The organism is Serratia sp. M24T3 (assembly GCF_000257645.1).
Lineage (GTDB): Bacteria > Pseudomonadota > Gammaproteobacteria > Enterobacterales > Enterobacteriaceae > Rouxiella.
Genome location: NZ_AJHJ01000009.1, coordinates 99,656 through 121,992, shown reverse-complemented (window position 1 = coordinate 121,992; position 22,337 = coordinate 99,656). Strand labels below are relative to the sequence as shown.

17 protein-coding genes are annotated in these 22,337 nt (G+C 49.3%); 12 read left to right on the top strand and 5 right to left on the bottom strand.

The window, feature by feature from the left end:
- Positions 1-241: 241 nt before the first annotated feature.
- The 4 genes from pflA to ycaO all read right to left on the bottom strand — a co-directional run bounded on the left by pflA (position 242) and on the right by ycaO (position 6,566).
- Positions 242-982 carry a pyruvate formate lyase 1-activating protein gene (pflA, locus tag SPM24T3_RS10085; RefSeq protein WP_009636646.1) on the bottom strand — a complete coding sequence of 247 codons (741 nt, stop codon included), beginning with the start codon at positions 980-982 and terminating at the stop codon, positions 242-244.
- Positions 983-1,098: 116 nt separating this feature from the next.
- Positions 1,099-3,381 (bottom strand): formate C-acetyltransferase, encoded by a 2,283-nt coding sequence (gene pflB, locus SPM24T3_RS10080; RefSeq protein WP_009636645.1) that lies wholly within the window; start codon positions 3,379-3,381, stop codon positions 1,099-1,101.
- A gap of 55 nt (positions 3,382-3,436) precedes the next feature.
- On the bottom strand, positions 3,437-4,300 hold the full coding sequence (focA, locus tag SPM24T3_RS10075) for a formate transporter FocA (RefSeq protein WP_009636644.1): 864 nt from the start codon (positions 4,298-4,300) through the stop codon (positions 3,437-3,439).
- 502 nt (positions 4,301-4,802) lie between these two features.
- A complete protein-coding gene (gene ycaO, locus SPM24T3_RS10070; protein ID WP_009636643.1) occupies positions 4,803-6,566 on the bottom strand; it encodes a 30S ribosomal protein S12 methylthiotransferase accessory factor YcaO in 1,764 nt (587 codons plus the stop codon).
- A 276-nt stretch (positions 6,567-6,842) separates the two neighbouring features.
- On the opposite strand from ycaO, the gene serC reads away from it, so the two are divergent.
- The 12 genes from serC to kdsB all read left to right on the top strand — a co-directional run bounded on the left by serC (position 6,843) and on the right by kdsB (position 21,350).
- The gene (gene serC / locus SPM24T3_RS10065; RefSeq protein WP_009636642.1) at positions 6,843-7,928 is read left to right on the top strand and encodes a 3-phosphoserine/phosphohydroxythreonine transaminase; all 1,086 of its coding nucleotides are present in this window, start codon (positions 6,843-6,845) and stop codon (positions 7,926-7,928) included.
- 136 nt (positions 7,929-8,064) lie between these two features.
- Entirely contained in the window at positions 8,065-9,348 is a 1,284-nt protein-coding gene (gene aroA, locus SPM24T3_RS10060) for a 3-phosphoshikimate 1-carboxyvinyltransferase (RefSeq protein WP_009636641.1), read from the top strand.
- Between the two features lie 286 nt (positions 9,349-9,634).
- Entirely contained in the window at positions 9,635-10,336 is a 702-nt protein-coding gene (cmk, locus tag SPM24T3_RS10055) for a (d)CMP kinase (RefSeq protein ID WP_037378180.1), read from the top strand.
- A gap of 177 nt (positions 10,337-10,513) precedes the next feature.
- On the top strand, positions 10,514-12,187 hold the full coding sequence (rpsA, locus tag SPM24T3_RS10050; protein WP_009636639.1) for a 30S ribosomal protein S1: 1,674 nt from the start codon (positions 10,514-10,516) through the stop codon (positions 12,185-12,187).
- 74 nt (positions 12,188-12,261) lie between these two features.
- Entirely contained in the window at positions 12,262-12,546 is a 285-nt protein-coding gene (ihfB, locus tag SPM24T3_RS10045; protein ID WP_009636638.1) for an integration host factor subunit beta, read from the top strand.
- 237 nt (positions 12,547-12,783) lie between these two features.
- Positions 12,784-15,069 (top strand): ComEC family protein, encoded by a 2,286-nt coding sequence (locus SPM24T3_RS10040; RefSeq protein ID WP_009636637.1) that lies wholly within the window; start codon positions 12,784-12,786, stop codon positions 15,067-15,069.
- A gap of 36 nt (positions 15,070-15,105) precedes the next feature.
- The gene (msbA, locus tag SPM24T3_RS10035) at positions 15,106-16,854 is read left to right on the top strand and encodes a lipid A ABC transporter ATP-binding protein/permease MsbA (RefSeq protein ID WP_009636636.1); all 1,749 of its coding nucleotides are present in this window, start codon (positions 15,106-15,108) and stop codon (positions 16,852-16,854) included.
- Entirely contained in the window at positions 16,851-17,840 is a 990-nt protein-coding gene (gene lpxK / locus SPM24T3_RS10030) for a tetraacyldisaccharide 4'-kinase (protein ID WP_009636635.1), read from the top strand. Before msbA ends, lpxK begins: the two co-directional genes overlap by 4 nt.
- A gap of 631 nt (positions 17,841-18,471) precedes the next feature.
- Positions 18,472-18,681, top strand: a complete 210-nt coding sequence (locus SPM24T3_RS10025) for a cold-shock protein (protein WP_009636634.1) — start codon at positions 18,472-18,474, stop codon at positions 18,679-18,681.
- Between the two features lie 172 nt (positions 18,682-18,853).
- Entirely contained in the window at positions 18,854-20,083 is a 1,230-nt protein-coding gene (locus SPM24T3_RS10020; protein WP_009636633.1) for a winged helix-turn-helix domain-containing protein, read from the top strand.
- 335 nt (positions 20,084-20,418) lie between these two features.
- Positions 20,419-20,601: a Trm112 family protein gene (locus tag SPM24T3_RS10015; RefSeq protein ID WP_009636632.1), complete on the top strand. Its 183-nt coding sequence runs from the start codon at positions 20,419-20,421 to the stop codon at positions 20,599-20,601.
- Positions 20,598-21,350, top strand: coding sequence for a 3-deoxy-manno-octulosonate cytidylyltransferase (gene kdsB, locus SPM24T3_RS10010; protein ID WP_009636631.1), 753 nt, complete (start codon positions 20,598-20,600; stop codon positions 21,348-21,350). The genes SPM24T3_RS10015 and kdsB overlap by 4 nt, the downstream gene beginning before the upstream one ends.
- A 72-nt stretch (positions 21,351-21,422) precedes the next feature.
- On the opposite strand, the gene elyC is transcribed toward kdsB, so the two are convergent.
- Positions 21,423-22,220, bottom strand: coding sequence for an envelope biogenesis factor ElyC (gene elyC / locus SPM24T3_RS10005; RefSeq protein ID WP_009636630.1), 798 nt, complete (start codon positions 22,218-22,220; stop codon positions 21,423-21,425).
- Between the last annotated feature and the right edge of the window lie 117 nt (positions 22,221-22,337).

Here is a 22,337-nt window from a genome sequence, read left to right as displayed (position 1 = left end):
GCTCACCCCAGTCACTTACTGATGTAAGCTCCCGGGGATTCGTCTCGCTTGCCGCCTTGTTGCAGCTCCAATTACTTTGGGTATCTGTAACCGCAACTGTGTTGGCTACGCTCGCTCGCCCCAGTCACTTAGTGATGTAAACTCCCGGGGATTCGTCTCGCTTGCCGCCTTGTTGCAGCTCCAATTACTTTGGGTATCTGCCAAAAGCTAAAGACTCGACCATACTTAATTTACTGATTTATTAATACATTACTGTGTGGCCATAGCTTTCCAAGATCCCTTTCACCTTATCCATGATCTCTTTGCTCGGCGGGTTAACGCCCTCAAGGCCGTACTCTTCGCCCATCGCTATCCATTTATGCTTGCCAAGCTCGTGATAGGGCAGCAGCTCGATTTTTTCGATATTTGCCATATCTTTGGTGAATTCGCCGAGCATGTGGACCGAGTGTTCATCATCTGACCAACCGGGCACAACTACGTAACGGATCCAGGTGCGTTTGTTGCGTTCGGCCAGATAGCGGGCGAAATCCAGCGTGCGGTGGTTGGATACGCCGACCAGTTTTTCGTGGATATCATCATTGAGCTGTTTCAGGTCAAGCATTACCAGGTCGGTGGCATCGATCAGTTCATCGATTACCGGATCGTAACGACGCACAAAACCGTTGGTGTCTAAACAGGTTGTAATGCCTTCTGCCTGACAGGCGCGAAACCAGTCGCGCACAAATTCGGCCTGCAAGACAGCCTCTCCGCCTGAAGCGGTAACGCCGCCTCCCGACGCTTTCATATAATGACGATAGGTCACGATCTCTTTCATCAGATCTTCGACGCTGACCTCTTTGCCACCGTGCAGATCCCAGGTGTCGCGATTGTGGCAGTACATACAACGCATCAGACAGCCCTGAAAGAACACGATATAACGTATGCCGGGACCGTCAACGGTACCGCAGGATTCATATGAGTGAATGCGACCTTGGATTGACATTGCAGGTGTTCTCCATAGTCCCAGGACTCCTTCTCGTGGAGTCTTGAAAAAGCAGCTGGCAAAAGGCCCTACCGGAGTAGAGCCTTGATAGTAATGACGATTAACTTTAATACTGGTTACATGGATTTAGTAAAGGTTCGGGTAATAACGTCCTGCTGCTGCTCTTTGGTCAGCGAGTTAAAGCGCACGGCATAGCCGGAAACGCGGATGGTCAGCTGTGGATATTTTTCAGGATCTTCCATCGCTTCAAGCAGCATCTCGCGGTTCATCACGTTGACGTTAAGGTGCTGGCCGCCCTCGATGGCGTCTTCATGATGGAAGTAACCGTCCATCAGTCCAGCAAGGTTGGCTTTGCGTACGTTATCGTCTTTGCCCAGCGCGTTTGGCACGATGGAGAAAGTATATGAAATACCGTCTTTGGCGTAGGCAAACGGCAGTTTAGCCACTGAGGTCAGAGAGGCAACGGCGCCTTTCTGGTCACGGCCATGCATCGGGTTGGCGCCTGGTCCAAATGGTGCACCGGCACGGCGACCGTCTGGAGTGTTACCTGTTTTCTTACCGTACACCACGTTTGAGGTGATGGTAAGCACTGACTGGGTAGCCACCGCGTCGCGATAGGTTGGCAGTTTCTGAATTTTCTTCATGAAACGTTCGACCAGGTCGCAGGCAATATCGTCAACCCGCGCATCGTTGTTACCGAACTGTGGATATTCGCCTTCGATTTTGAAATCAACGGCCAGGCCATCTTCATCACGGATAGTGCTGACTTTGGCGTATTTAATCGCAGACAGTGAGTCGGCAGCTACTGATAAACCGGCTATACCGCAAGCCATAGTGCGATAAACATCGCGATCGTGCAGCGCCATCAGTGAAGCTTCGTAGCTGTATTTGTCGTGCATAAAGTGAATGACATTCAACGCAGTTACATACTGTTTGGCCAGCCAATCCATAAAGTGATCCATACGTTCCATCACTTTATCGTAGTCCAGCACTTCATCCATCATTGGCGCTTCTTTAGGGCCAACCTGGATTTTCATCTTCTCGTCAACACCGCCATTGATGGCGTAGAGCATGGTTTTTGCCAGGTTGGCTCGCGCGCCGAAGAATTGCATCTGTTTGCCGACAATCATCGGGCTCACGCAGCAGGCAATGGCGTAATCATCATTGTTAAAGTCCGGACGCATCAGATCGTCATTTTCATACTGAATGGATGAAGTATCGATGGAGACTTTAGCCGCGTATTTCTTGAAGTTTACCGGCAGCTTTTCTGACCACAAAATGGTCATGTTTGGCTCTGGGGAAGGCCCCATAGTGTATAGAGTGTTCAGGAAGCGGAAGCTGTTTTTAGTCACCAGCGTGCGGCCATCGACGCCCATACCGGCGATAGATTCTGTCGCCCAGATTGGGTCACCCGAGAACAACTCGTCGTATTCTGGAGTACGCAGGAAACGCACCATGCGCAGTTTCATTACCAGATGGTCAATTAATTCCTGTGCTTGTTTTTCATTCAGTTTGCCGGCTTTGATATCGCGTTCGATGAATATGTCGAGGAAGGTCGATACGCGACCGAATGACATTGCTGCACCGTTTTGTGATTTCACCGCCGCCAGATAGCCGAAGTATGTCCACTGCACGGCTTCTTGAGCAGTGCTTGCTGGGCCCGAAATGTCGAAACCGTATTTGGCCGCCATTTGTTTGATTTGGCCCAGCGCACGATGCTGTTCAGAGATTTCTTCGCGCAGCTGAATGGTCATCGACAAATCTTCGCCGTTTTCCAGTCGTGATTGCAGGGATTGGAATTGCGCGTATTTGTCGGCCATCAAGTAGTCGATGCCGTAAAGCGCGACGCGGCGATAGTCACCGATAATACGGCCACGGCCATAGGCATCAGGTAAACCGGTCAAAACGCCAGATTTACGGCAGTTCAGGATGTCTTTGGTGTAAACATCAAATACGCCCTGATTATGCGTTTTGCGATATTCAGTAAAGGTTTTTTTCAGCTGCGGGTCGAGTTCACGGCCATAAACCTGACACGAACCCTCAACCATTTTGATGCCGCCGAAAGGAATAATGGCGCGTTTTAATGGCGCATCGGTCTGCAAACCAACAATGGTTTCCAGCGATTTATTGATATAACCGGCATCGTGCGAGGTGATTGTCGAGGCAAGGTCGGTATCGAAATCAACAGGCGCTTTAGTCGCGTTTTCCTGCTTGATGCCTACCATCACGCTGTCCCACAGAGTCGTCGTCGCCGCAGTGGCGCCTGCCAAAAATGATTCATCGCCCTCGTAAGGGGAGTAGTTTTTCTGAATAAAGTCACGTACGTTGACTTCAGTCTGCCACTCGCCAGCGCTAAAATTCTGCCATGCAGTGGTCAATTTCTCATTGAGCTTAGACATGTTGCACCTACCTCTAATTTAATTTCCCAAAATCTAAATTTCACGACCGGCAGCGTTAATGTTGCTGAGCTTGCCCATCGCGCAGATAAATAACCCAATAGGTTAGACCCACCAGCAAGCCGCCACCGATGATGTTACCCATCGTCACCGGGACCAGATTGGCAGTGACAAATTGTAAAATATTCAGGTCGGCAAACTTTTCCGGCGCACTGCCAACGGCTTGCCAAAACTCGGGAGCAGCGAAATTTTTGATAACAATCCCGAGTGGGATCATGAACATGTTGGCAATGCTGTGCTCGAAGCCGCAGGCAACAAACATAGCAACCGGCAGAATCATGGCGAACATTTTGTCCATCAGGCTTCGCCCGGAGTAACTCATCCAGACCGCCAGACAAACCATCAGATTGGCCAGGATCCCAAGACAAACAGCCTCGACAAAAGTGTGATGCATTTTGTGATCGGCAGTTTGCAGGACATTCAATCCCCATTGGCCGTTATCAGTCATCGCCATGCCGGAAAGCCAAATCAGCGCCACAAAAAACAGAGCACCCACCAGATTGCCGATATAGACGTTGGCCCAGTTACGCGCCAGCTGTCCCCATGTAATTCGACCGCTGGCTTTGGCAATAACGGTTAGCACGGTGGAGGTAAACAAGTCTGCACCGCAAACCACCACCAGCATTAGCCCCAAAGAGAAACAAATACCCCCCACCAGCTTTGCCAGTCCGAAAGGAATGGTCGAAGTGCCAGTTGTCGAGGTGATATAAAAAACGAAGGCGATTGAAATAAATACGCCGGCAGTAATCGCCAGGAAGAAAGTTTTTATAGGTTGTTTAGTAGCTTTATACACACCTGCATCTTCAGCGACTTTAGCCGTTGCTGCTGGTAATAATAAATTGAAAGGGTTGTCAGCGTTCACATTAACTCTCTTATCGGGGTTATGTACTGCAAGACAGAGACTAGCAAGATAGTTTAGTTGAGTTATTGATTTGGATCATGAGAGGGGTTAACAAGCAAAAAGATAAAAAGGCGAAAGGGTCAATAAGCGATTAATTATTTGATAAGTAACGTAAAAATATTTTTTAAGATTTATATTAAAAGTTTACCAGCTTGCCATTCCCAACGGGCTGTCCGTTGATATTTATGAAGTAATGTTGGAGCGGTGTGGAAATTATGAAAATAAAAAATAGCGTTATTTAACAATTAAAAAGTCTATCTTGGTGAAATATATCCAATGTTAAATTTAATTTTCCGCTATTTAACTCTGGAATATCAGGAGAGTCAAACCAGATAAAATGCCTTTATTTCCTTCTGCCATAAAGGATTGAATCAAAAAGGTTATTTAACAGGGAAAGCGAGAATAAAAAAACCGGCAGTTTCCCACCGGTTTTTTAGTAAATACAAATCCTAAGCGGCGCTAATTATGCTTTTGACCAGTGACGACGTTTGGCCGCCTGCAATTTTTCATAGGCTGCCAGCAGCCCCTGATGAGCAGGCAAGGCTTTAAGATCTGCATCAACGGCAAACAAACCGTGGAAACGCTCTTCGCCGCTAATAGCCGCAGAGGCACGCTCAACGGCTTCCTGACCGTACATTTTAACGAATGCGCCATAGTACTGAGAGGCTTCGCGCTCTGGCTCCAGCGCCAGTTGCAGCAGAGTTTGCAGGCAACGGTAATAGTTATTGCGCTCGTCGCTGTACACGGAGGAATTGAACTCGTGTGCCCACTCGGCCCAGGTCAGAGCCTGATCCATATCACCACCGGCCAGCGCCAGCATTGATTTCAGTTCGCCGACGCGCAGCGTAGACCAGCCGTTATCCTTGCCGCTGGCGATGCCCAGCAGTTCGCGGACGCGGGTGAAGTCGTCCAGACCTTCGTCATCCAGCTGAGTGATCATTTCCAGATACTCTTCCGGGGCAAATTCAGTGTCTGGCAAGGCCAGAATTTGCTCGCGCAGGTGGGCGCCCATGCTGTTATTGGCCAGCAGCAGGTCTTCCGCCGGGTAAATATCGGACATGCCCGGAACGATAATACGGCACGCGTAAACGTCAAGATGCTCGTAATCGGCGATATAAACTTCGGCGTCTTCCTTATCGAAAATAGCCATCAGAGTCGCGAACTCTTCTTCGGTGCTGCCGCTGAAGCTCCAGTCTGCAAACTCGAAGTCAGCGTCCTGCTTGAACAGATCCCAACAGATAAGGCCGCTTGAATCGATAAAGTGAGTTTCCAGGTTAGCGTGCTCGGCAACTTCTTCGTCGTCGAAGGTTGGCGCAGTAAACACGTCCAGATCTTTCAGGCTACGACCCTGCAGCAGCTCGGTCACGGTGCGCTCAAGCGCCACGCCAAAGTCTGGGTGAGCACCAAAAGAGGCGAAACAGGTACCGTTGGCCGGATTGAAGAGTACAACGCAAATCACCGGATAGTTGCCACCCAGAGAAGCATCATAAGAAAGGATTGGGAAACCTTCTTCTTCCAGCTTGGCAATGGCTTCCACCACGCCTGGATAGCGCGCCAGCACGTCGGCCGGAATTTCTGGCAGGCTGATTGACTCGGCGATAATGCGATTTTTAACGTAACGTTCGAAAACTTCGGAAAGGCCCTGAACGCGCGCTTCGTTGGCGGTGTTACCCGCTGACATGCCGTTGGAAACATACAGGTTGCCGATAATGTTCATCGGGATATAAACGGTTTGCTGGTCTGACTGACGCGTAAACGGCAGGGCGCAGATCCCACGATCCGCATTGCCGGATTGCAGATCGATCAAATCGCCGCCGGTTAGCTCTTTCTCTTCGTCGTAAAACGCGTGCAGGCGCTCATCGAGGATGCCCGCTGGCAGGCTGTTATCTGCCGGGATTGGGAACCATTTTTCATTCGGATAGTGAACGAAATCGCCGTTGGCAATCTCTTTGCCCAGATAGAAATCGGCGAAGAAATAGTTGGTGGACAGACGTTCGAAGTATTCTCCAAGCGCCGAGGCCAATGCCGCTTTTTTACTGGCTCCCTTGCCGTTGGTGAAGCACAGCGGGCAATCGCGATCGCGAATGTGTACGGACCAGACGTGTGGGACCGGATTCAGCCACGAGGCCTCTTCAATATTGAAGCCGAGATCGGTAAGTTTCTGCTGAAAACGGGAGATGGAGTCTTCCAGCGCCGCGTCTTTGCCAGGGATAAAAGTTTGCGTCATTGAGTTCACTTTTGTGCGTTCTAAAAACGCGCAATGATACGGGTTTTTTGGCTTCAGCTCCATGTATTCGTGCCGCTAAGAAAAAAGAATATCAGCGCTGGCGACATGAATTTTATTACTGATTATTAATCTGTGGCGAATAACAATTGCAGCAGGTGGAGACCAGTGATAAAACCGATTAACTGGTTGTTGATAATGCCCATCGCGTTATTGTGGCTGTCAATCAATGACACAACTGGCTTTCAAGTAGCTATCTAAAAGAAGTGGTGAGGGGAAATGACTCAGGTATACAATTTTAGCTCAGGCCCGGCGATGATCCCGGCTGAAGTGTTACGTCGTGCCGAACAAGAACTCTGCAACTGGCACGGCCTCGGTACCTCGGTGATGGAAATCAGTCACCGTAGCAAGGAGTTTATCCAGGTAGCCGAAGAGTCCGAAAAGGATATTCGTGACCTGATGAATATCCCCTCGAACTATAAAGTCCTGTTCTGTCACGGTGGTGCGCGCGCGCAGTTCGCCGCAATCCCGATGAACCTGCTGGGCGATAAATCTACCGCAGACTACATCGACGGCGGTTATTGGGCACACAGCGCAGTGAAAGAAGCGCAAAAATATTGCACGCCGAACGTTATTGATATCACTACTACTATCGGTGACAAGCGCGGCCTGCTGCCAATGAGCGAGTGGAAACTGAGCCAGGACGCGGCCTATGTTCACTATTGCCCGAACGAAACTATCGATGGTCTGGCGATTGATGAACTGCCTGATTTTGGCGACAAAGTGGTTATCGCCGACTTCTCGTCCACCATTCTGTCAAGCCAGATTGATGTTAGCCGCTTTGGCGTGATTTACGCTGGCGCGCAAAAGAACATCGGACCTGCTGGCCTGACGTTGGTTATCGTGCGTGAAGACCTGCTTGGCAAGGCGCGCAAAGAGCTGCCGTCAATTCTCGACTACACCGTGCTGGCCGAAAACGAATCTATGTTCAACACGCCGCCAACTTTCGCCTGGTACCTGTCTGGTATGGTATTTAAATGGCTGAAAGAGCAGGGTGGCATTGCTGAAATCGAAAAACGCAACAAAGCGAAAGCTGAGTTGCTGTACAAAACTATCGATAGCAGCAACTTCTACCGCAACCAGGTAGCCGACGCCAACCGTTCACGCATGAATATTCCATTCCAGCTGGCAAATCCTGCTCTGGATGAAGTATTCCTGAAAGAATCACTGGCAGCCGGTCTGCATGCCCTCAAGGGCCACCGCGTAGTTGGTGGAATGCGCGCCTCTATCTATAATGCCATGCCGCTGGAAGGCGTTCAGGCGTTGACTGCGTTTATGAATGACTTTGAAAAACGTCACGGTTAATTCCGCGCAAAGCTAACTGTTTGATTTGCATTTTTATTATTAGAAATGTTGGTGATTAAACATAACCCCGGTCAATGATCCGGGGTTATGTTTTTTGAAAGATTAACGAAGACCTTTTCCGATTTGTGGGGACCCTGTGGAAGCTTTAACTATTCAGCCTGTTGCGCATGTCAACGGCACAATTAATTTACCCGGTTCAAAAAGCGTCTCGAACCGTGCACTTTTACTGGCCGCTTTTGCCAAAGGCACGACTCGACTGACCAATCTGCTGGACAGTGACGACGTTCGCCATATGCTCAACGCCCTGACCGCTCTGGGTGTCACGCATCGCCTGTCGGCTGACCGCACCCTTTGCGAAATTGACGGTTTAGGCGGGATTTTCCCGAAAGCCGATAATCTGGAACTGTTTCTGGGCAATGCCGGAACAGCAATGCGCCCGCTGGCGGCCGCGTTATGCCTGGGTCAACAAGATGTAGTATTGACCGGCGAGCCGCGCATGAAAGAGCGCCCAATCGGCCATCTCGTTGACGCTTTGCGTCTCGGTGGTGCGCAGATCGACTACCTCGAGCAAGAAGACTACCCGCCATTGCGCCTGCGCGGTGGCTTCAAAGGCGGTGAAATCAGCGTTGATGGCAGCGTATCCAGCCAGTTCCTGACCGCGCTGCTGATGACTGCACCGTTGGCGGAAAATGACACTATTATTCGTATCAAGGGTGATTTAGTTTCAAAACCTTATATCGATATTACCCTGAATCTGATGAAAAGCTTTGGCGTGGTCGTAGTCAATGAAGACTATCAGCAGTTTCGCGTGCAGGCCAGGCAGAGCTATCTTTCGCCGGGTAACTACCTGGTCGAGGGCGATGCCTCTTCCGCCTCTTATTTCCTGGCGGCTGCGGCTATCAAGGGTGGCACGGTTCGCGTAACCGGTATTGGTAAAAACAGCATGCAGGGCGATATTCGTTTTGCCGACGTGCTGGAGAAAATGGGCGCGACGGTCAACTGGTCTGAAGATTATATCGAGTGTACTCGCGGTGAATTGCATGGCATCGACATGGATATGAATCATATTCCCGATGCAGCCATGACTATTGCTACCGCGGCGCTGTTTGCTCAGGGCCCTACAACGCTGCGCAACATATATAACTGGCGCGTGAAGGAAACCGATCGTCTGGCGGCAATGGCGATCGAACTGCGTAAAGTCGGCGCCACGGTGGAAGAGGGCGAAGATTACATTAGTATCGTCCCGCCAACTTCACTGACCTTTGCGGAAATTGGCACCTATAATGACCACCGCATGGCGATGTGTTTCTCGCTGGTGGCGTTATCTGATACCCCGGTTACCATTCTCGATCCGAAATGCACCGCCAAGACCTTCCCTGATTATTTTGAACGCCTGGCTTCATTGAGCACACCGGCTTAAGGTTTTATATCTCGCGTGATCAAAACGGACATTACGGGTGTCCGTTTTTTTCTTTTTCACCGTAATCTTGCTGTCGCTGTGCTTAAATAATCTCTGTCTCATAGGTTTACTGTCTGTTTCACCGTGAAGTTGATTAGCTTTACCGCGATCGGTAGCTTATTTTCTTTAACATGCTGAAGTGGGTTAACAGTTCGGCCAAAGGCAGCGTATAATGCTGCACCTGAATTAACCCCGTTGGTTAATGATGAGGGGATTTCCCCACCGAAAGGAGAGAGAAATGACGGCTATGACCTCGTCTATAACCCCAGTGATAACGGTCGATGGGCCTAGCGGTGCCGGTAAGGGCACTCTATGCAAGGCTCTCGCCGAGGCGTTTGGATGGCACTTGCTGGATTCCGGTGCAATTTATCGTGTCTTAGCCCTGGCTGCGCTGCATCACCAGGTTGATATCGTCTCGGAAGAGGCTCTGGTGCCGCTGGCTGCGCATCTTGATGTTCGTTTTGTAGCAAACAACGGTCATCTCAATGTCATTTTGGAAGGTGAGGATGTCACTCATGAGATCCGCACTGAAGCAGTAGGCAATACCGCATCACAAGCCGCCGCTTTCCCGCGCGTACGCGAGGCCCTGCTTCGCAGACAGCGCGCTTTTAAAGAGAAGCCTGGCCTGATTGCCGATGGCCGGGACATGGGCACTGTGGTGTTTCCGGAAGCCCCTGTGAAGATTTTTCTCGATGCCAGCCCGGAAGAACGAGCAAACAGAAGAATGCTACAGTTGCAGGAAAAGGGCTTTAGTGTTAACTTTGAACGTCTTTTAGCCGAGATAAAAGAGCGGGATGACCGTGACCGTAATCGGCCTATAGCGCCTCTGATACCTGCGCAAGATGCATTAATGCTGGATTCAACCAGTATGTCCATCGATACAGTTATCGAGAAAGCGTTGGCTTATGCCACTGAAATTTTAGGATTGCCGCTGCAACAAAAACGGTGATCCCTGCAAATATCTGGTGCTACTCCACTCTTTTTTGTAAAGAATTAGGAGGTAGTGCCAGTTTTTGCTACAGTTTTTTTTAACCTCGCCGCCAGGACGGTAGTGGGGCATTTGAAACAACCCCATCCAGCATGAAGCCAGATGGACGTTAAACTTAAGAAACTAAAGATTATCAATATGACTGAATCTTTTGCTCAACTCTTTGAAGAATCCTTAAAAACAATCGAAACCCGTCCGGGTTCAATCGTTCGTGGTGTTGTTGTGTCTATCGACAAAGACGTCGTACTGGTTGACGCCGGTCTGAAGTCTGAGTCTGCTATTCCAGCAGAGCAGTTCAAAAACGCACAGGGCGAACTGGAAATCCAGGTAGGCGACGAAGTTGACGTTGCACTTGACGCTGTTGAAGACGGCTTCGGTGAAACTCTGCTGTCCCGTGAGAAAGCTAAGCGTCATGAAGCATGGCTGATGCTGGAAAAAGCTTACGAAGAAGCTGCAACTGTTACCGGTGTTATCAACGGTAAAGTTAAAGGCGGTTTCACCGTAGAGCTGAACGGTATTCGTGCGTTCCTGCCAGGTTCACTGGTTGACGTGCGTCCTGTTCGCGACACTCTGCACCTCGAAGGCAAAGATCTTGAGTTCAAAGTCATCAAGCTGGACCAGAAGCGCAACAACGTTGTTGTTTCTCGTCGTGCAGTGATTGAGTCTGAGAACAGCGCCGAGCGCGATCAACTGCTGGAAAACCTGCAGGAAGGCATGGAAGTTAAAGGTATCGTTAAGAACCTCACTGACTACGGCGCCTTCGTTGATCTGGGCGGTGTTGACGGCCTGCTGCACATCACCGATATGGCTTGGAAGCGCGTTAAGCACCCAAGCGAGATCGTGAATGTTGGCGACGAAATCACTGTTAAAGTTCTGAAATTCGACCGTGAGCGTACTCGTGTTTCCCTGGGCTTGAAACAGCTGGGCGAAGATCCATGGGTTGCTATCGCTAAACGTTACCCAGAAAGCACCAAGCTGACTGGTCGTGTAACCAACCTGACTGATTACGGCTGCTTCGTAGAAATCGAAGAAGGCGTTGAAGGTCTGGTTCACGTGTCCGAAATGGACTGGACCAACAAAAACATCCACCCATCCAAAGTTGTTAACGTTGGTGACGTAGTGGAAGTTATGGTTCTGGACATCGACGAAGAACGTCGTCGTATCTCCCTGGGTCTGAAGCAGTGTAAAGCTAACCCATGGCAGCAGTTTGCAGAAACTCACAACAAGAACGACCGCGTTGAAGGCAAAATCAAGTCAATCACTGACTTCGGTATCTTCATCGGTCTGGATGGCGGCATCGACGGCCTGGTTCACCTGTCTGACATCTCCTGGAACGTTGCAGGCGAAGAAGCAGTACGTGAATACAAAAAAGGCGACGAAATCGCAGCTGTTGTTCTGCAAGTTGATGCAGAGCGTGAGCGCATCTCCCTTGGCGTGAAGCAACTGGCAGAAGACCCGTTCAATAACTACCTGTCTGTAAACAAGAAAGGTACTATTGTTACTGGTAAAGTCACTGCAGTTGACGCTAAAGGTGCTACAGTTGAATTAGCAGGCGGCGTAGAAGGTTACCTGCGTGCTTCTGAAGCTTCTCGCGACCGTATTGAAGACGCAACTCTGGTTCTGAACGTTGGTGATGAAGTTGAAGCTAAATTCACTGGTGTTGACCGTAAGAACCGTGTTGTAAGCCTGTCCGTCCGTGCTAAGGACGAAGCAGACGAGAAAGATGCAATCGCCGTGGTTAACAACAAACCAGACGAAACCAACTTCTCTAACGCTATGGCTGAAGCGTTCAAAGCGGCGAAAGGCGAGTAATAACGGGACGCAGCTCTTATTAAATTAAGAGCTGTTTCTATAACGGTAGTTTAGCTGCAAAGCTTGGAGGTTATATGACCAAGTCTGAACTTATTGAAAGACTTGCTGGCCAGCACTCTCATGTCCCGGCGAAAGCCGTTGAGGATGCCGTGAAAGAGATGCTTGAACATATGGCTGCAACCTTAGCTGATGGAGAACGCATCGAAATCCGCGGGTTTGGCAGTTTTTCTCTTCACTACCGTGCTCCGCGCGTGGGACGCAACCCTAAAACGGGCGACAAAGTTGAGTTGGACGGCAAGTACGTTCCTCACTTCAAGCCAGGTAAAGAGTTGCGCGACCGTGCGAACATTTATGGCTAAGGACTCGTCCTTAATATGAACGTATGCCTATAGCGAACAAAACGGTGCCTTAACGGGCACCGTTTTTTTTGGGCTGTGACTTGCCGAACCCCTCTAACTGCAACAAGTTTGATAATCGACTTTTTGTTCTGCGTGACATCTCGCAACCTTCTATTTTGTTGATTGAACCCACTTCCTATCTCGACAACAATCCTTTCTCGCCGGACTTGCACGCTCGTAAATCTTTCGAGGAGAGGAATGATCACTATCACCCTGACACAGGCCGCGTTGGCTTTAGTCGCTGGTATCTTGCCTTTGACGGTGCTACCCGCTTTACCCGGACTTTATTCTGGCATTACGCTGTTTGTTATCGCCTGTATTGCGGGGAGCTTACCCTATCATTTTAGCAAGCTGCTGAGCGTGGCTCTGTTAGGCCTGCTTTGGGCAACTTTTAATGCCCAGCAGATTTTGCAACAAACCAGCGCCCTTGTCGGCAACCGCCAGCAGGTTGTTGCTACCGTCAGCAGTTCATATTTGCAGAAAGAAGAATCACATAAAGTCGTTCTAACTTTAAAAGAAGTAAACGGGCAACGGGTTTTTCCACCCCTTACGGTCAAAGTTTCTAGTGATGGTTTCCCTGGTGGGTACTGCGCCGGGCAGAACTGGCTTTTGACGATGAGTTTGAGGCCGGTACACAGCCAGCTTAATCTGGCTAGTTTCGATGCTCAGCGCTGGGCTGTGGCGAATCGGCAAACGCTTCGTGGAAGTATTCGCTCGGCAGGGCTGTTGTCTGGTGAATGTTCTATTCGTCAGGAGAAAATTAATGTCGCTTCCGGGCAACTTGCTGGCCTGAAGAATATGCCAGTACTACTGGCGCTGGCCTTTGGCGAGCGTGGCTTAATTGACCAAAAGACCCTTCAGCTATTCAAGGTCACCGGAACGGCACATCTGATGGCGATTTCCGGGCTGCATATTGGAGTCGCTGCGCTAATAGGCTGGTTATCGGCTCGCGGATTGCAGTTTCTTCTGCCACTGCGGCTCATTGACTATCGTTTTCCGATTCTCCTGAGTTGGCTGGCAATGGCCTATTATACTTGGCTATCGGGTCTGAATCCTCCTGCAATGCGCGCAGCGCTCGCAATTACACTGTGGCTGGTATTACGCTTGTGCAAGGTGCGTAGCGATCCATGGCAAGTCTGGAGCTGGGGCGTGGCATTGTTGATGGTAAGTGACCCCCTTGGCATTCTTTCCGACAGTTTCTGGCTATCGTGCTTTGCGGTAGCCGGGCTGATTTTCTGGTTTCAATGGGCACCTTTACCCAGCCGCTATTCTCGGCACTGGTATTGGGCCTGGGGTCGATGGGGACATCTTCAGGCGGGTATGACCTTTTTGCTCTTACCGATGCAAATAGGGCTGTTTCACGGTTTAAGCAGCGCATCTTTTGTGGCTAACCTTTGGGCAGTACCCATTGTCTCTCTATTCACTGTTCCACTGGTGCTGCTGGCACTGTTCCTGAACCATTTCCCCTATGATTTAGCTCAGCCCTTGATAGACCTGCTTTGGTTATTGGCCGACCATAGCCTCAAATGGGTCGTTGCAGGTTTACAAAGGGTTGAACATTACTGGTTGCCCTTGGGTGAAACTTCGGTTGCGCTAAGTTTTAGTGGCTGGATAGCGGTGATCGTCTGGCGAATGGGGTGGTTCAAAACGCATTATACGAGCGTGATGGCACTATGCGGTCTAATGTTGCTCTGGCGGCAAACGACGAATAAAGAGAATTGGCGGCTTGATATGCTCGATGTTGGTCACGGACTGGCAATTTTAATCGAAAAGAACGGTCGCGGAGTTCTTTATGACACTGGCAATCGCTGGGAAGGGGGATCGCAAGCTCAAATGCAGATCCTGCCTTACCTGCAGTGGCGAAATATCGATTTGGATCAAATTATTGTCAGCCATAGCCACATGGATCATCACGGCGGTACCGAGCTAGTCAAGGCCGCTTTTCCCGCTGCCATTGTACGTTCATCTTTTATCGGTAACCGGCCTTGTATAAAGGGGCAGATCTGGCATTGGCAAAGTCTACGTTTTGAAGTTCTATGGCCTTTGACTTTGAAGGAATATGCGAATAATAACGACAGCTGCGTGATAAAAGTCAGTGACGGCAGATTTAGCGTGCTGCTCAGCGGTGATATCGAGAAAGAAGCCGAGATGCAGCTAGTCAGAGAGAATAGAAAAAATTTGCGAGTAAATTTATTGCAGGTTCCCCATCACGGTAGCAACACTTCATCTATTGGACCTTTCCTGCGCGCTACAGGTGCCGAGGTTGCAATAGCCTCAGCTGCCCGTTTTAATGTATGGCGCTTACCGGCTGAAAAAATTAAGCAGCGCTATCGGAAAAATGGCGTAATCTGGCGCGACACTGCGCGTTCCGGTCAGTTAAGTGCATTTTTTTTCAACAATCATTGGGTTGTGAAAGGTCTACGCGAGCAATTAATGCCGCGTTGGTACCATCAGTGGTTTGGTGTTAGGGGAGATAATGAGTAGAATAGGCCGCTGTTTATTTCGCTGCTGGTTAATTGCATGATGAATGATAAAGATCTCTCCACCTGGCAGACCTTCCGTCGCCTTTGGCCGATGATCACACCTTTTAGAACCGGGCTTATTGCCGCCGCAATTGCGCTGGTAGTCAACGCTGCCGGTGACACCCTCATGCTATCGCTGCTTAAGCCGCTCCTGGATGATGGTTTTGGTAAAACTGACCGTTCCGTGTTGCTATGGATGCCGCTGGTGATTATTGGACTGATGCTCGTGCGTGGCGTCAGTAGTTATATCTCGAGTTATTGTATTTCCTGGGTTTCCGGCAAGGTTGTGATGCAAATGCGTCGTCGCCTGTTCGGCCACATGATGAGAATGCCGGTGGCGTTTTTTGACCAACAGTCCACCGGGACCTTGCTGTCGCGCATTACTTACGACTCCGAGCAGGTTGCATCGTCTTCTTCCAGCGCCCTGGTTACCGTGGTGCGTGAGGGGGCCTCGATTATCGGCCTGTTTATTATGATGTTCTACTATAGCTGGCAGTTGTCGGTGATCTTGGTTGTTATCGCGCCGATCGTTTCTACTGTGATCCGCGTGGTATCCAAGCGTTTCCGTAATATCAGCAAAAATATGCAGAACACTATGGGTCAGGTAACCACCAGTGCCGAGCAGATGCTGAAAGGCCATAAAGAAGTATTGATCTTCGGCGGTCAGGCTATCGAAACCGAGCGTTTTGATAACGTCAGCAACCACATGCGTCGCCAGGGGATGCGCCTGGTGTCGGCATCTTCTATTTCTGACCCGATAATTCAGCTGATTGCTTCATTGGCCCTGGCTTTCGTGCTTTATGCTGCCAGTTTCCCATCGGTTATGGAAACGCTGACAGCCGGTACCATTACTGTGGTCTTCTCTTCGATGATTGCGCTGATGCGTCCGTTAAAATCACTGACTAACGTCAACGCTCAGTTCCAGCGCGGTATGGCTGCTTGCCAGACGTTGTTCCATATCCTGGATTTAGAACAGGAAAAAGACGAAGGGAAACGTGTAGTTGAACGTGCCAAGGGCGACATTGCTTTCAAAAATGTCACCTTCAGCTATGGCAGCAGTGAAAAACCGGCTCTGCGAGACATTTCTTTTGAAATCCCCGCAGGTAAAACGGTGGCGCTTGTCGGGCGCTCCGGTTCTGGTAAATCGACAATCGCCAATCTGATGACGCGTTTTTATGATATTCAACAGGGTGAGATTTTGCTCGACGGCCATGACTTGCGTGAATATACCTTGTCATCACTGCGCGATCAGGTCGCCTTGGTTTCGCAAAACGTTCACCTGTTTAATGACACCATTGCCAACAATATCGCCTACGCACGTACTGAAAAGTACAGCCGTGAGGAAGTGATTAAAGCAGCGACCATGGCACATGCGATGGATTTCATCAGCAAGATGGAAAATGGCATTGATACGGTGATCGGCGAAAACGGCGTGCTGCTGTCAGGGGGGCAACGCCAGCGTATTGCGATTGCGCGTGCACTGTTACGTGACTCGCCGGTACTGATTCTCGATGAGGCGACTTCGGCGCTGGATACCGAGTCTGAACGCGCAATTCAGTCTGCATTGGATGAACTGCAAAAAAACCGTACTTCATTAGTGATTGCTCACCGCCTCTCAACCATCGAGAAGGCCGATCAAATCCTCGTTGTCGAAGATGGCAAAGTTGTTGAACGCGGTGCCCATGCAGACCTCCTCGCCGAGCGCGGAGTCTATGCCCAGCTTCATCGGATGCAATTTGGCCAATGATTGAGCGTATCTGGTCAGGTCAATCCGCATTGTATCGGCTGTTGCTTCCGCTGAGCTGGCTGTACGGATTGATCACGCTGGTACTACGTTTTTGCTATAAAAAGGGCTGGAAGAAAAGCTGGCGAGCACCGGTACCGGTAGTCATCGTCGGTAACCTTACTGTCGGGGGTAACGGCAAAACGCCAGTAGTTATCTGGTTGGTCGAGCAGTTACAACAGAAGGGGCTAAGCGTAGGCGTAGTTTCTCGCGGCTACGGCGGTAAGGCTGACAGCTATCCTTTAGTTCTTGATAACACTACTACTACCGCAAAGGCGGGGGATGAACCGGTGCTGATTTATCAACGCACCGGCGCCCCGGTTGCCGTCTCGCCATTGCGTTCAGATGCTGTTAAAGCGCTGCTTGCCGCCACGCCGATTGATATCATTATTACCGATGACGGTTTACAGCATTATGCCTTGCAGCGGGATTTCGAAATTGTAGTCATTGATGGTGCCCGTCGTTTCGGCAACGGCCATTGGATCCCTGCTGGCCCAATGCGCGAGCGGGCATCCAGATTACGTAGCGTTGATGCGGTTATAGTGAACGGCAGCAATCAAGAGCAGGGCAGTGAGACATTGATGCAATTGCAGCCGGGTTTGGCTGTAAATTTATTGACTGGCGAAAAGCGCGCTGCAAACACATTGCAAAACGTGGTTGCCATGGCTGGCATTGGCCACCCGCCACGGTTTTTTGCCACTCTGAATCAGCTTGGTGTGGTTATCGATAAAGAGGTGTCTTTTGCCGATCATCAGGCGTATCAGGCTGCCCAACTCACGGCATTAAGCAACGGCCAGCAAACATTGCTGATGACAGAAAAAGATGCCGTTAAGTGTCGTAGTTTTGCTCAGAAAAACTGGTGGTATCTTCCTGTCGATGCTCATCTTTCCGAGCCAGGTGCTACAGCTTTACTTGAGAAAATCAGTGCGATTGTCATTAAAAATAGCTAATCGGGAGGGAATTGTTTCAAAGCGAAAGAAATTAAATTAGTAATTACTTTGATCTTTAAGGAATAATTTCTAAAATTTTGCTTTATCGATAATAACCCCCGACGAAAACTTGACCATCATCACGTTTTATGAGTTAATAAGGCACAGCCTATGAAGTTGAAGGGCTATTTATGAGACAGTATCGTTAGCATCCCTCCAGTTGTTCACTGATTTGTGTGTTAACCCTAAAAATTAGTTGTTCCTCCCAAATACGTTATCTCCTTTGTGACTCACTTTTGTTGACTTTAACAAACTGATTCACTAAAAGTCTGATTCCGCAATAAGACGAAACTTCTGAACATCTCCCATAAGTAACTTTCTTGATCATAGTCAATAAGTCCGTGGATCATAGCTAATATGCCACTGGCAGAACTTGATGAATTGCGCTTTGTGAACTATGTTTGAAACGTGTTGTCAAATTTAACGAACACAAAGAGATGCGTCGATTTATCGTTAAGAATACCCTCCCTGACGGCGGGTTAAAATGTGCTCATTAGAGGTTTATATAAGAATAACTTTAGAATGGGCCAGCGCATCCGAACAATAATAAAAAAGCGTTGTAATGGATGCCCGAAAAAAGGAAATAAATAATATGATGTTAAAAATGGGTTTAGTGAAATGGTTTAATCAGGCTAAAGGCTACGGTTTCATTTCTCCACTCGATGGCACTTCCGAAATTTACGTTAGCCGCAATTCTATTGCGACACGTACTAAATCTCTTAATGCCGGTCAAAGCGTAGAATTTACTATTTATAATAGTTCTTCTCATGGCCCAGCGGCCGCAGACGTTATTGCTTTCTAAGCTGACTTCTTCCGCTAGCCAATAGTCATCACCACCTTAGCGTGATGACAAATCAGCGTGGTGAATTTTACCCTCTGATAAAAATATGATATCGATATCCGTACACAGGTTAAACGCGCTGCTTTCTCCAAATAATTGAAATCAGGCTCGGCCAGCAAACACGGATATCGATATGCCCACAAACAGCATTTCTCTTTCTGCCGCTCGCACGATTCATCTTGCTGCTCAGCAATTGCAACATCCCCCTAAAACTCAATCTACCCCACAAGACGTAATTACTTCTATCCAGCGCATGGCGTTACTGCAAATCGATACCATTAGCGTGGTTGCGCGCAGCCCGTATCTGGTTCTTTTTAGTCGTCTGGGTAACTATCCTTCCGAATGGCTTGAGTCTGCTCTCGCCGACCGCAAAATATTTGAGTATTGGGCTCATGAAGCCTGTTTTATTCCGATTGAAGACTATCGCCTGCTGCGTCACAAGATGTTGAATCCACATAATATGGGCTGGAAATTTAATCCGACATGGTTTGCCGAGCATGAAACCGATATTCAGGCGCTGCTGCAGCTCATTGCTGAAAAAGGCCCGGTGAGATCTGCCGACTTTACTGCCGACAAGCGTGGAAGCAGCGGATGGTGGGACTGGAAACCGCACAAGCGCCATCTGGAAACACTGTTTACCAGCGGTGAGTTGATGGTGGCAGAGCGCCGTAATTTTCATCGCGTTTACGATCTCCGAAAAAATATTTTGCCGGAATGGGATGACGTCACACAGGCACTGGACCAGCAGAGCGCCGAGTTTGAAATGCTCTGTCGATCCGCTGAGGCGTTGGGTATCTTCAGAATTGAATGGTTAGCTGATTATTATCGACTCAAACGAGTTAACGGCAAACAATTGGCCATCAAGTTGCAGGAGGAAGGGGTGATAAAGCCAGTGCAGGTCGAAGGCTTTGCCGAACCGTTGTTTGTTCACCAATCAAGTTATAAATTGCTGGAAGAAGCGCTGACGCGAAAAATTACCTCTACTTTGACCACGCTGCTTTCTCCTTTTGATCCCGTAGTTTGGGATCGAAAAAGAGCGCTGGAGCTGTTTAATTTTGATTACCGGATTGAATGCTATACCCCCGAGGCCAAGCGAAAATACGGTTATTTCACCTTACCAATCCTCAATCGTGGAGAAATCATCGGCCGCACAGATGCCAAGATGCATCGTAAAACGGGCATCCTGGAAATAAAAAGCCTGCATATTGAACCCGGCGTCAAGATCGGATCGCGCCGATCTCGCGATATTCGCCAGGCAATTAGCCGTTTTGGTTGCTGGCAGGGGGCGAGCCAGGTGATCGTGGGCAATATTCCACAGGTGCTTCTTGAGAATTGGGGGGAGGGCTGGGGTCTGACGGAATAATATTCTGCTGAACGGGACTATGAATTGAAAACGGCTGCATTCGGCAGCCGTTTATCTGTCTCTCAACCAGATTAATTACTGTAGTTGGCAAACATAGCGATGATTTTATGGAAAAGTTTCATTTCTTCACTCTTAAATGGCAGTTTTATGTGATGTTGCTCACAAAAAAATCATACGCCCGCTCTTGAGTTTTCGCAATATTCACTCAAAAACTTCTTCCGTCAGGATAGTTAACGGCAGGTAGTCGCTGTGCTATTCTCTGTCACCATAATGGCTTACCTGCTGTCGGCTTTTCGATACAGAGTGAGTGCTCTTTTACGCCTCACGGAGGAATTATGGACCATCGTTTACTTGAAATTGTTGCTTGCCCAGTCTGCAACGGAAAATTGTACTTTAACAAAGAATCCCAGGAACTTGTCTGTAAAGCCGATGGTTTGGCTTACCCGGTTCGTGATGGTATTCCGGTGCTGCTCGAAGTTGAAGCCCGTTCATTGTCTGCCGACGAGATCCATCCATGAGTTTTGTTGCCATTATTCCAGCTCGCTATGCGTCGAGCCGCCTGCCGGGTAAACCGCTGGCCGACATTAATGGCAAGCCAATGATAGTGCACGTGATGGAGCGCGCTCGAGAATCGGGAGCCAAACGCGTGATTGTGGCGACCGACCATCCTGACGTTAAAATCGCGGTTGAGTTGGCGGGTGGCGAAGTTTGCATGACCCGTCCCGATCACCAGTCAGGTACCGAGCGGCTGGCAGAGGTTATCGAGCTGTGTGGTTTTGCCGACGATGAAATTATCGTTAATGTGCAGGGCGATGAGCCATTAATACCGCCGGTCATCGTGCGTCAGGTCGCTGACAACCTCGCCCGGTGCGCTGCAGGCATGGCGACTTTGGCGGTACCGATTACCGACGCGGAAGAAGCGTTTAACCCTAATGCAGTCAAGGTGGTAATGGATGCTCAGGGCTTTGCGCTGTATTTTTCTCGTGCAGCCATTCCTTGGGATCGCGAACGTTTTGCCGTTTCAAAAGAAATCATCGGTGATGCCTTCCTGCGCCATATCGGAATTTACGCCTATCGCGCCGGTTTTATTCGCCGTTACGTGGCATGGGAGCCGAGCCAGCTTGAGAAGATTGAGCTATTGGAGCAGTTGCGCGTGCTGTGGTATGGCGAGAAGATCCACGTTGCCGTAGCGAAGGCTATACCTTCTGTAGGCGTTGATACTCCAGAAGATTTGCAGCGCGTGCGCGATTTTTTTACCAATAAATAATCTTTTCTGAACTGCTTTATGTACCGTTCTTCCCTGAACGGTACAATATTCTGCCGAAATAAATCCCCGTTGTTAATTTCCCGTGCTGGTGGGCTGAGGGTCGCTTCCTGACACTTTGTCGGTGATGAATTGCCAGACTCTCCCGACAAACTCGTACCAGAAACGTTCGCTATGCACTAAATACAGTGGCTGAGGGATGACTCTCTCCCAAGGTTCCATCGGCGAGTCGATAGCCATTTGATTGGCCGGACCCGGAATTGGTGAAAGTCCCTGTTGGTGGAAAAACTCCATTGCGCGCGGCAAATGATTCGCTGATGTCACTAAAACGAAAGGCTGATGTCCAATGCGTTTTGCCACCTCTTTTGCTTCGGCACGAGTATCAAGAGGCTGGTCGAGAATAATAATATCTTTGGCCGGAACGCCCAGGCTTTCTGCTGTCAATGCGCCCACTTCAGCGTTACTTTTCGGATTGGTAAACGCTGCTGCGCCGGTGAAAATCATCTTGGAACCTGGATTCATCAGATAAATCCTGACACCCTCAGTGAGACGCGGTAGCTGGTTATCAATCAGATTCGAACTCGGCGCCCATTTGGGGTTATAAGTATAGCCACCACCCAGCACCACGACATAGTCGACTGGACCCTGACCGTGATAGGTATCATAAGTATTTTCAAACTGTCGTAGCAGGCTATCAGCAACAGGTTGCAGGCTTAGCAGCCCAAGACACAGCCAACTGAATAAAAAAATAACTTTCCCTGTTTTTTGTCTGCGGGTGAACCACAGTAAAAACAGTGCCAACGCCATCAGAGACAACAAAAAGGGCAGAGGCATCAGGAGACTGCCTACAATCTTTTTCAGGATAAAAAGCATCGGTTTTTACTTCCTTTTGGGTGAAAAAACGCCATCCGGCCGAGATTCTCGGTCAGGATGATTTATTCTAGGTCAGGCTGTGCCAAAATAGCAGATTAAGCGGTTCTTCCATACCCG

Bases quoted from the DNA above. Each gene is read 5' to 3' on its own strand.
- SPM24T3_RS10040 (WP_009636637.1), top strand. From the start codon at position 12,784: ATGATCACTATCACCCTGACACAGGCCGCGTTGGCTTTAGTCGCTGGT.
- ihfB (WP_009636638.1), top strand. From the start codon at position 12,262: ATGACCAAGTCTGAACTTATTGAAAGACTTGCTGGCCAGCACTCTCAT.
- lpxK (WP_009636635.1), top strand. From the start codon at position 16,851: ATGATTGAGCGTATCTGGTCAGGTCAATCCGCATTGTATCGGCTGTTG.
- msbA (WP_009636636.1), top strand. From the start codon at position 15,106: ATGATGAATGATAAAGATCTCTCCACCTGGCAGACCTTCCGTCGCCTT.
- pflA (WP_009636646.1), bottom strand. From the start codon at position 982: ATGTCAATCCAAGGTCGCATTCACTCATATGAATCCTGCGGTACCGTT.
- rpsA (WP_009636639.1), top strand. From the start codon at position 10,514: ATGACTGAATCTTTTGCTCAACTCTTTGAAGAATCCTTAAAAACAATC.
- elyC (WP_009636630.1), bottom strand. From the start codon at position 22,220: ATGCTTTTTATCCTGAAAAAGATTGTAGGCAGTCTCCTGATGCCTCTG.
- SPM24T3_RS10025 (WP_009636634.1), top strand. From the start codon at position 18,472: ATGATGTTAAAAATGGGTTTAGTGAAATGGTTTAATCAGGCTAAAGGC.
- SPM24T3_RS10015 (WP_009636632.1), top strand. From the start codon at position 20,419: ATGGACCATCGTTTACTTGAAATTGTTGCTTGCCCAGTCTGCAACGGA.
- ycaO (WP_009636643.1), bottom strand. From the start codon at position 6,566: ATGACGCAAACTTTTATCCCTGGCAAAGACGCGGCGCTGGAAGACTCC.
- SPM24T3_RS10020 (WP_009636633.1), top strand. From the start codon at position 18,854: ATGCCCACAAACAGCATTTCTCTTTCTGCCGCTCGCACGATTCATCTT.
- pflB (WP_009636645.1), bottom strand. From the start codon at position 3,381: ATGTCTAAGCTCAATGAGAAATTGACCACTGCATGGCAGAATTTTAGC.
- kdsB (WP_009636631.1), top strand. From the start codon at position 20,598: ATGAGTTTTGTTGCCATTATTCCAGCTCGCTATGCGTCGAGCCGCCTG.
- serC (WP_009636642.1), top strand. From the start codon at position 6,843: ATGACTCAGGTATACAATTTTAGCTCAGGCCCGGCGATGATCCCGGCT.
- cmk (WP_037378180.1), top strand. From the start codon at position 9,635: ATGACCTCGTCTATAACCCCAGTGATAACGGTCGATGGGCCTAGCGGT.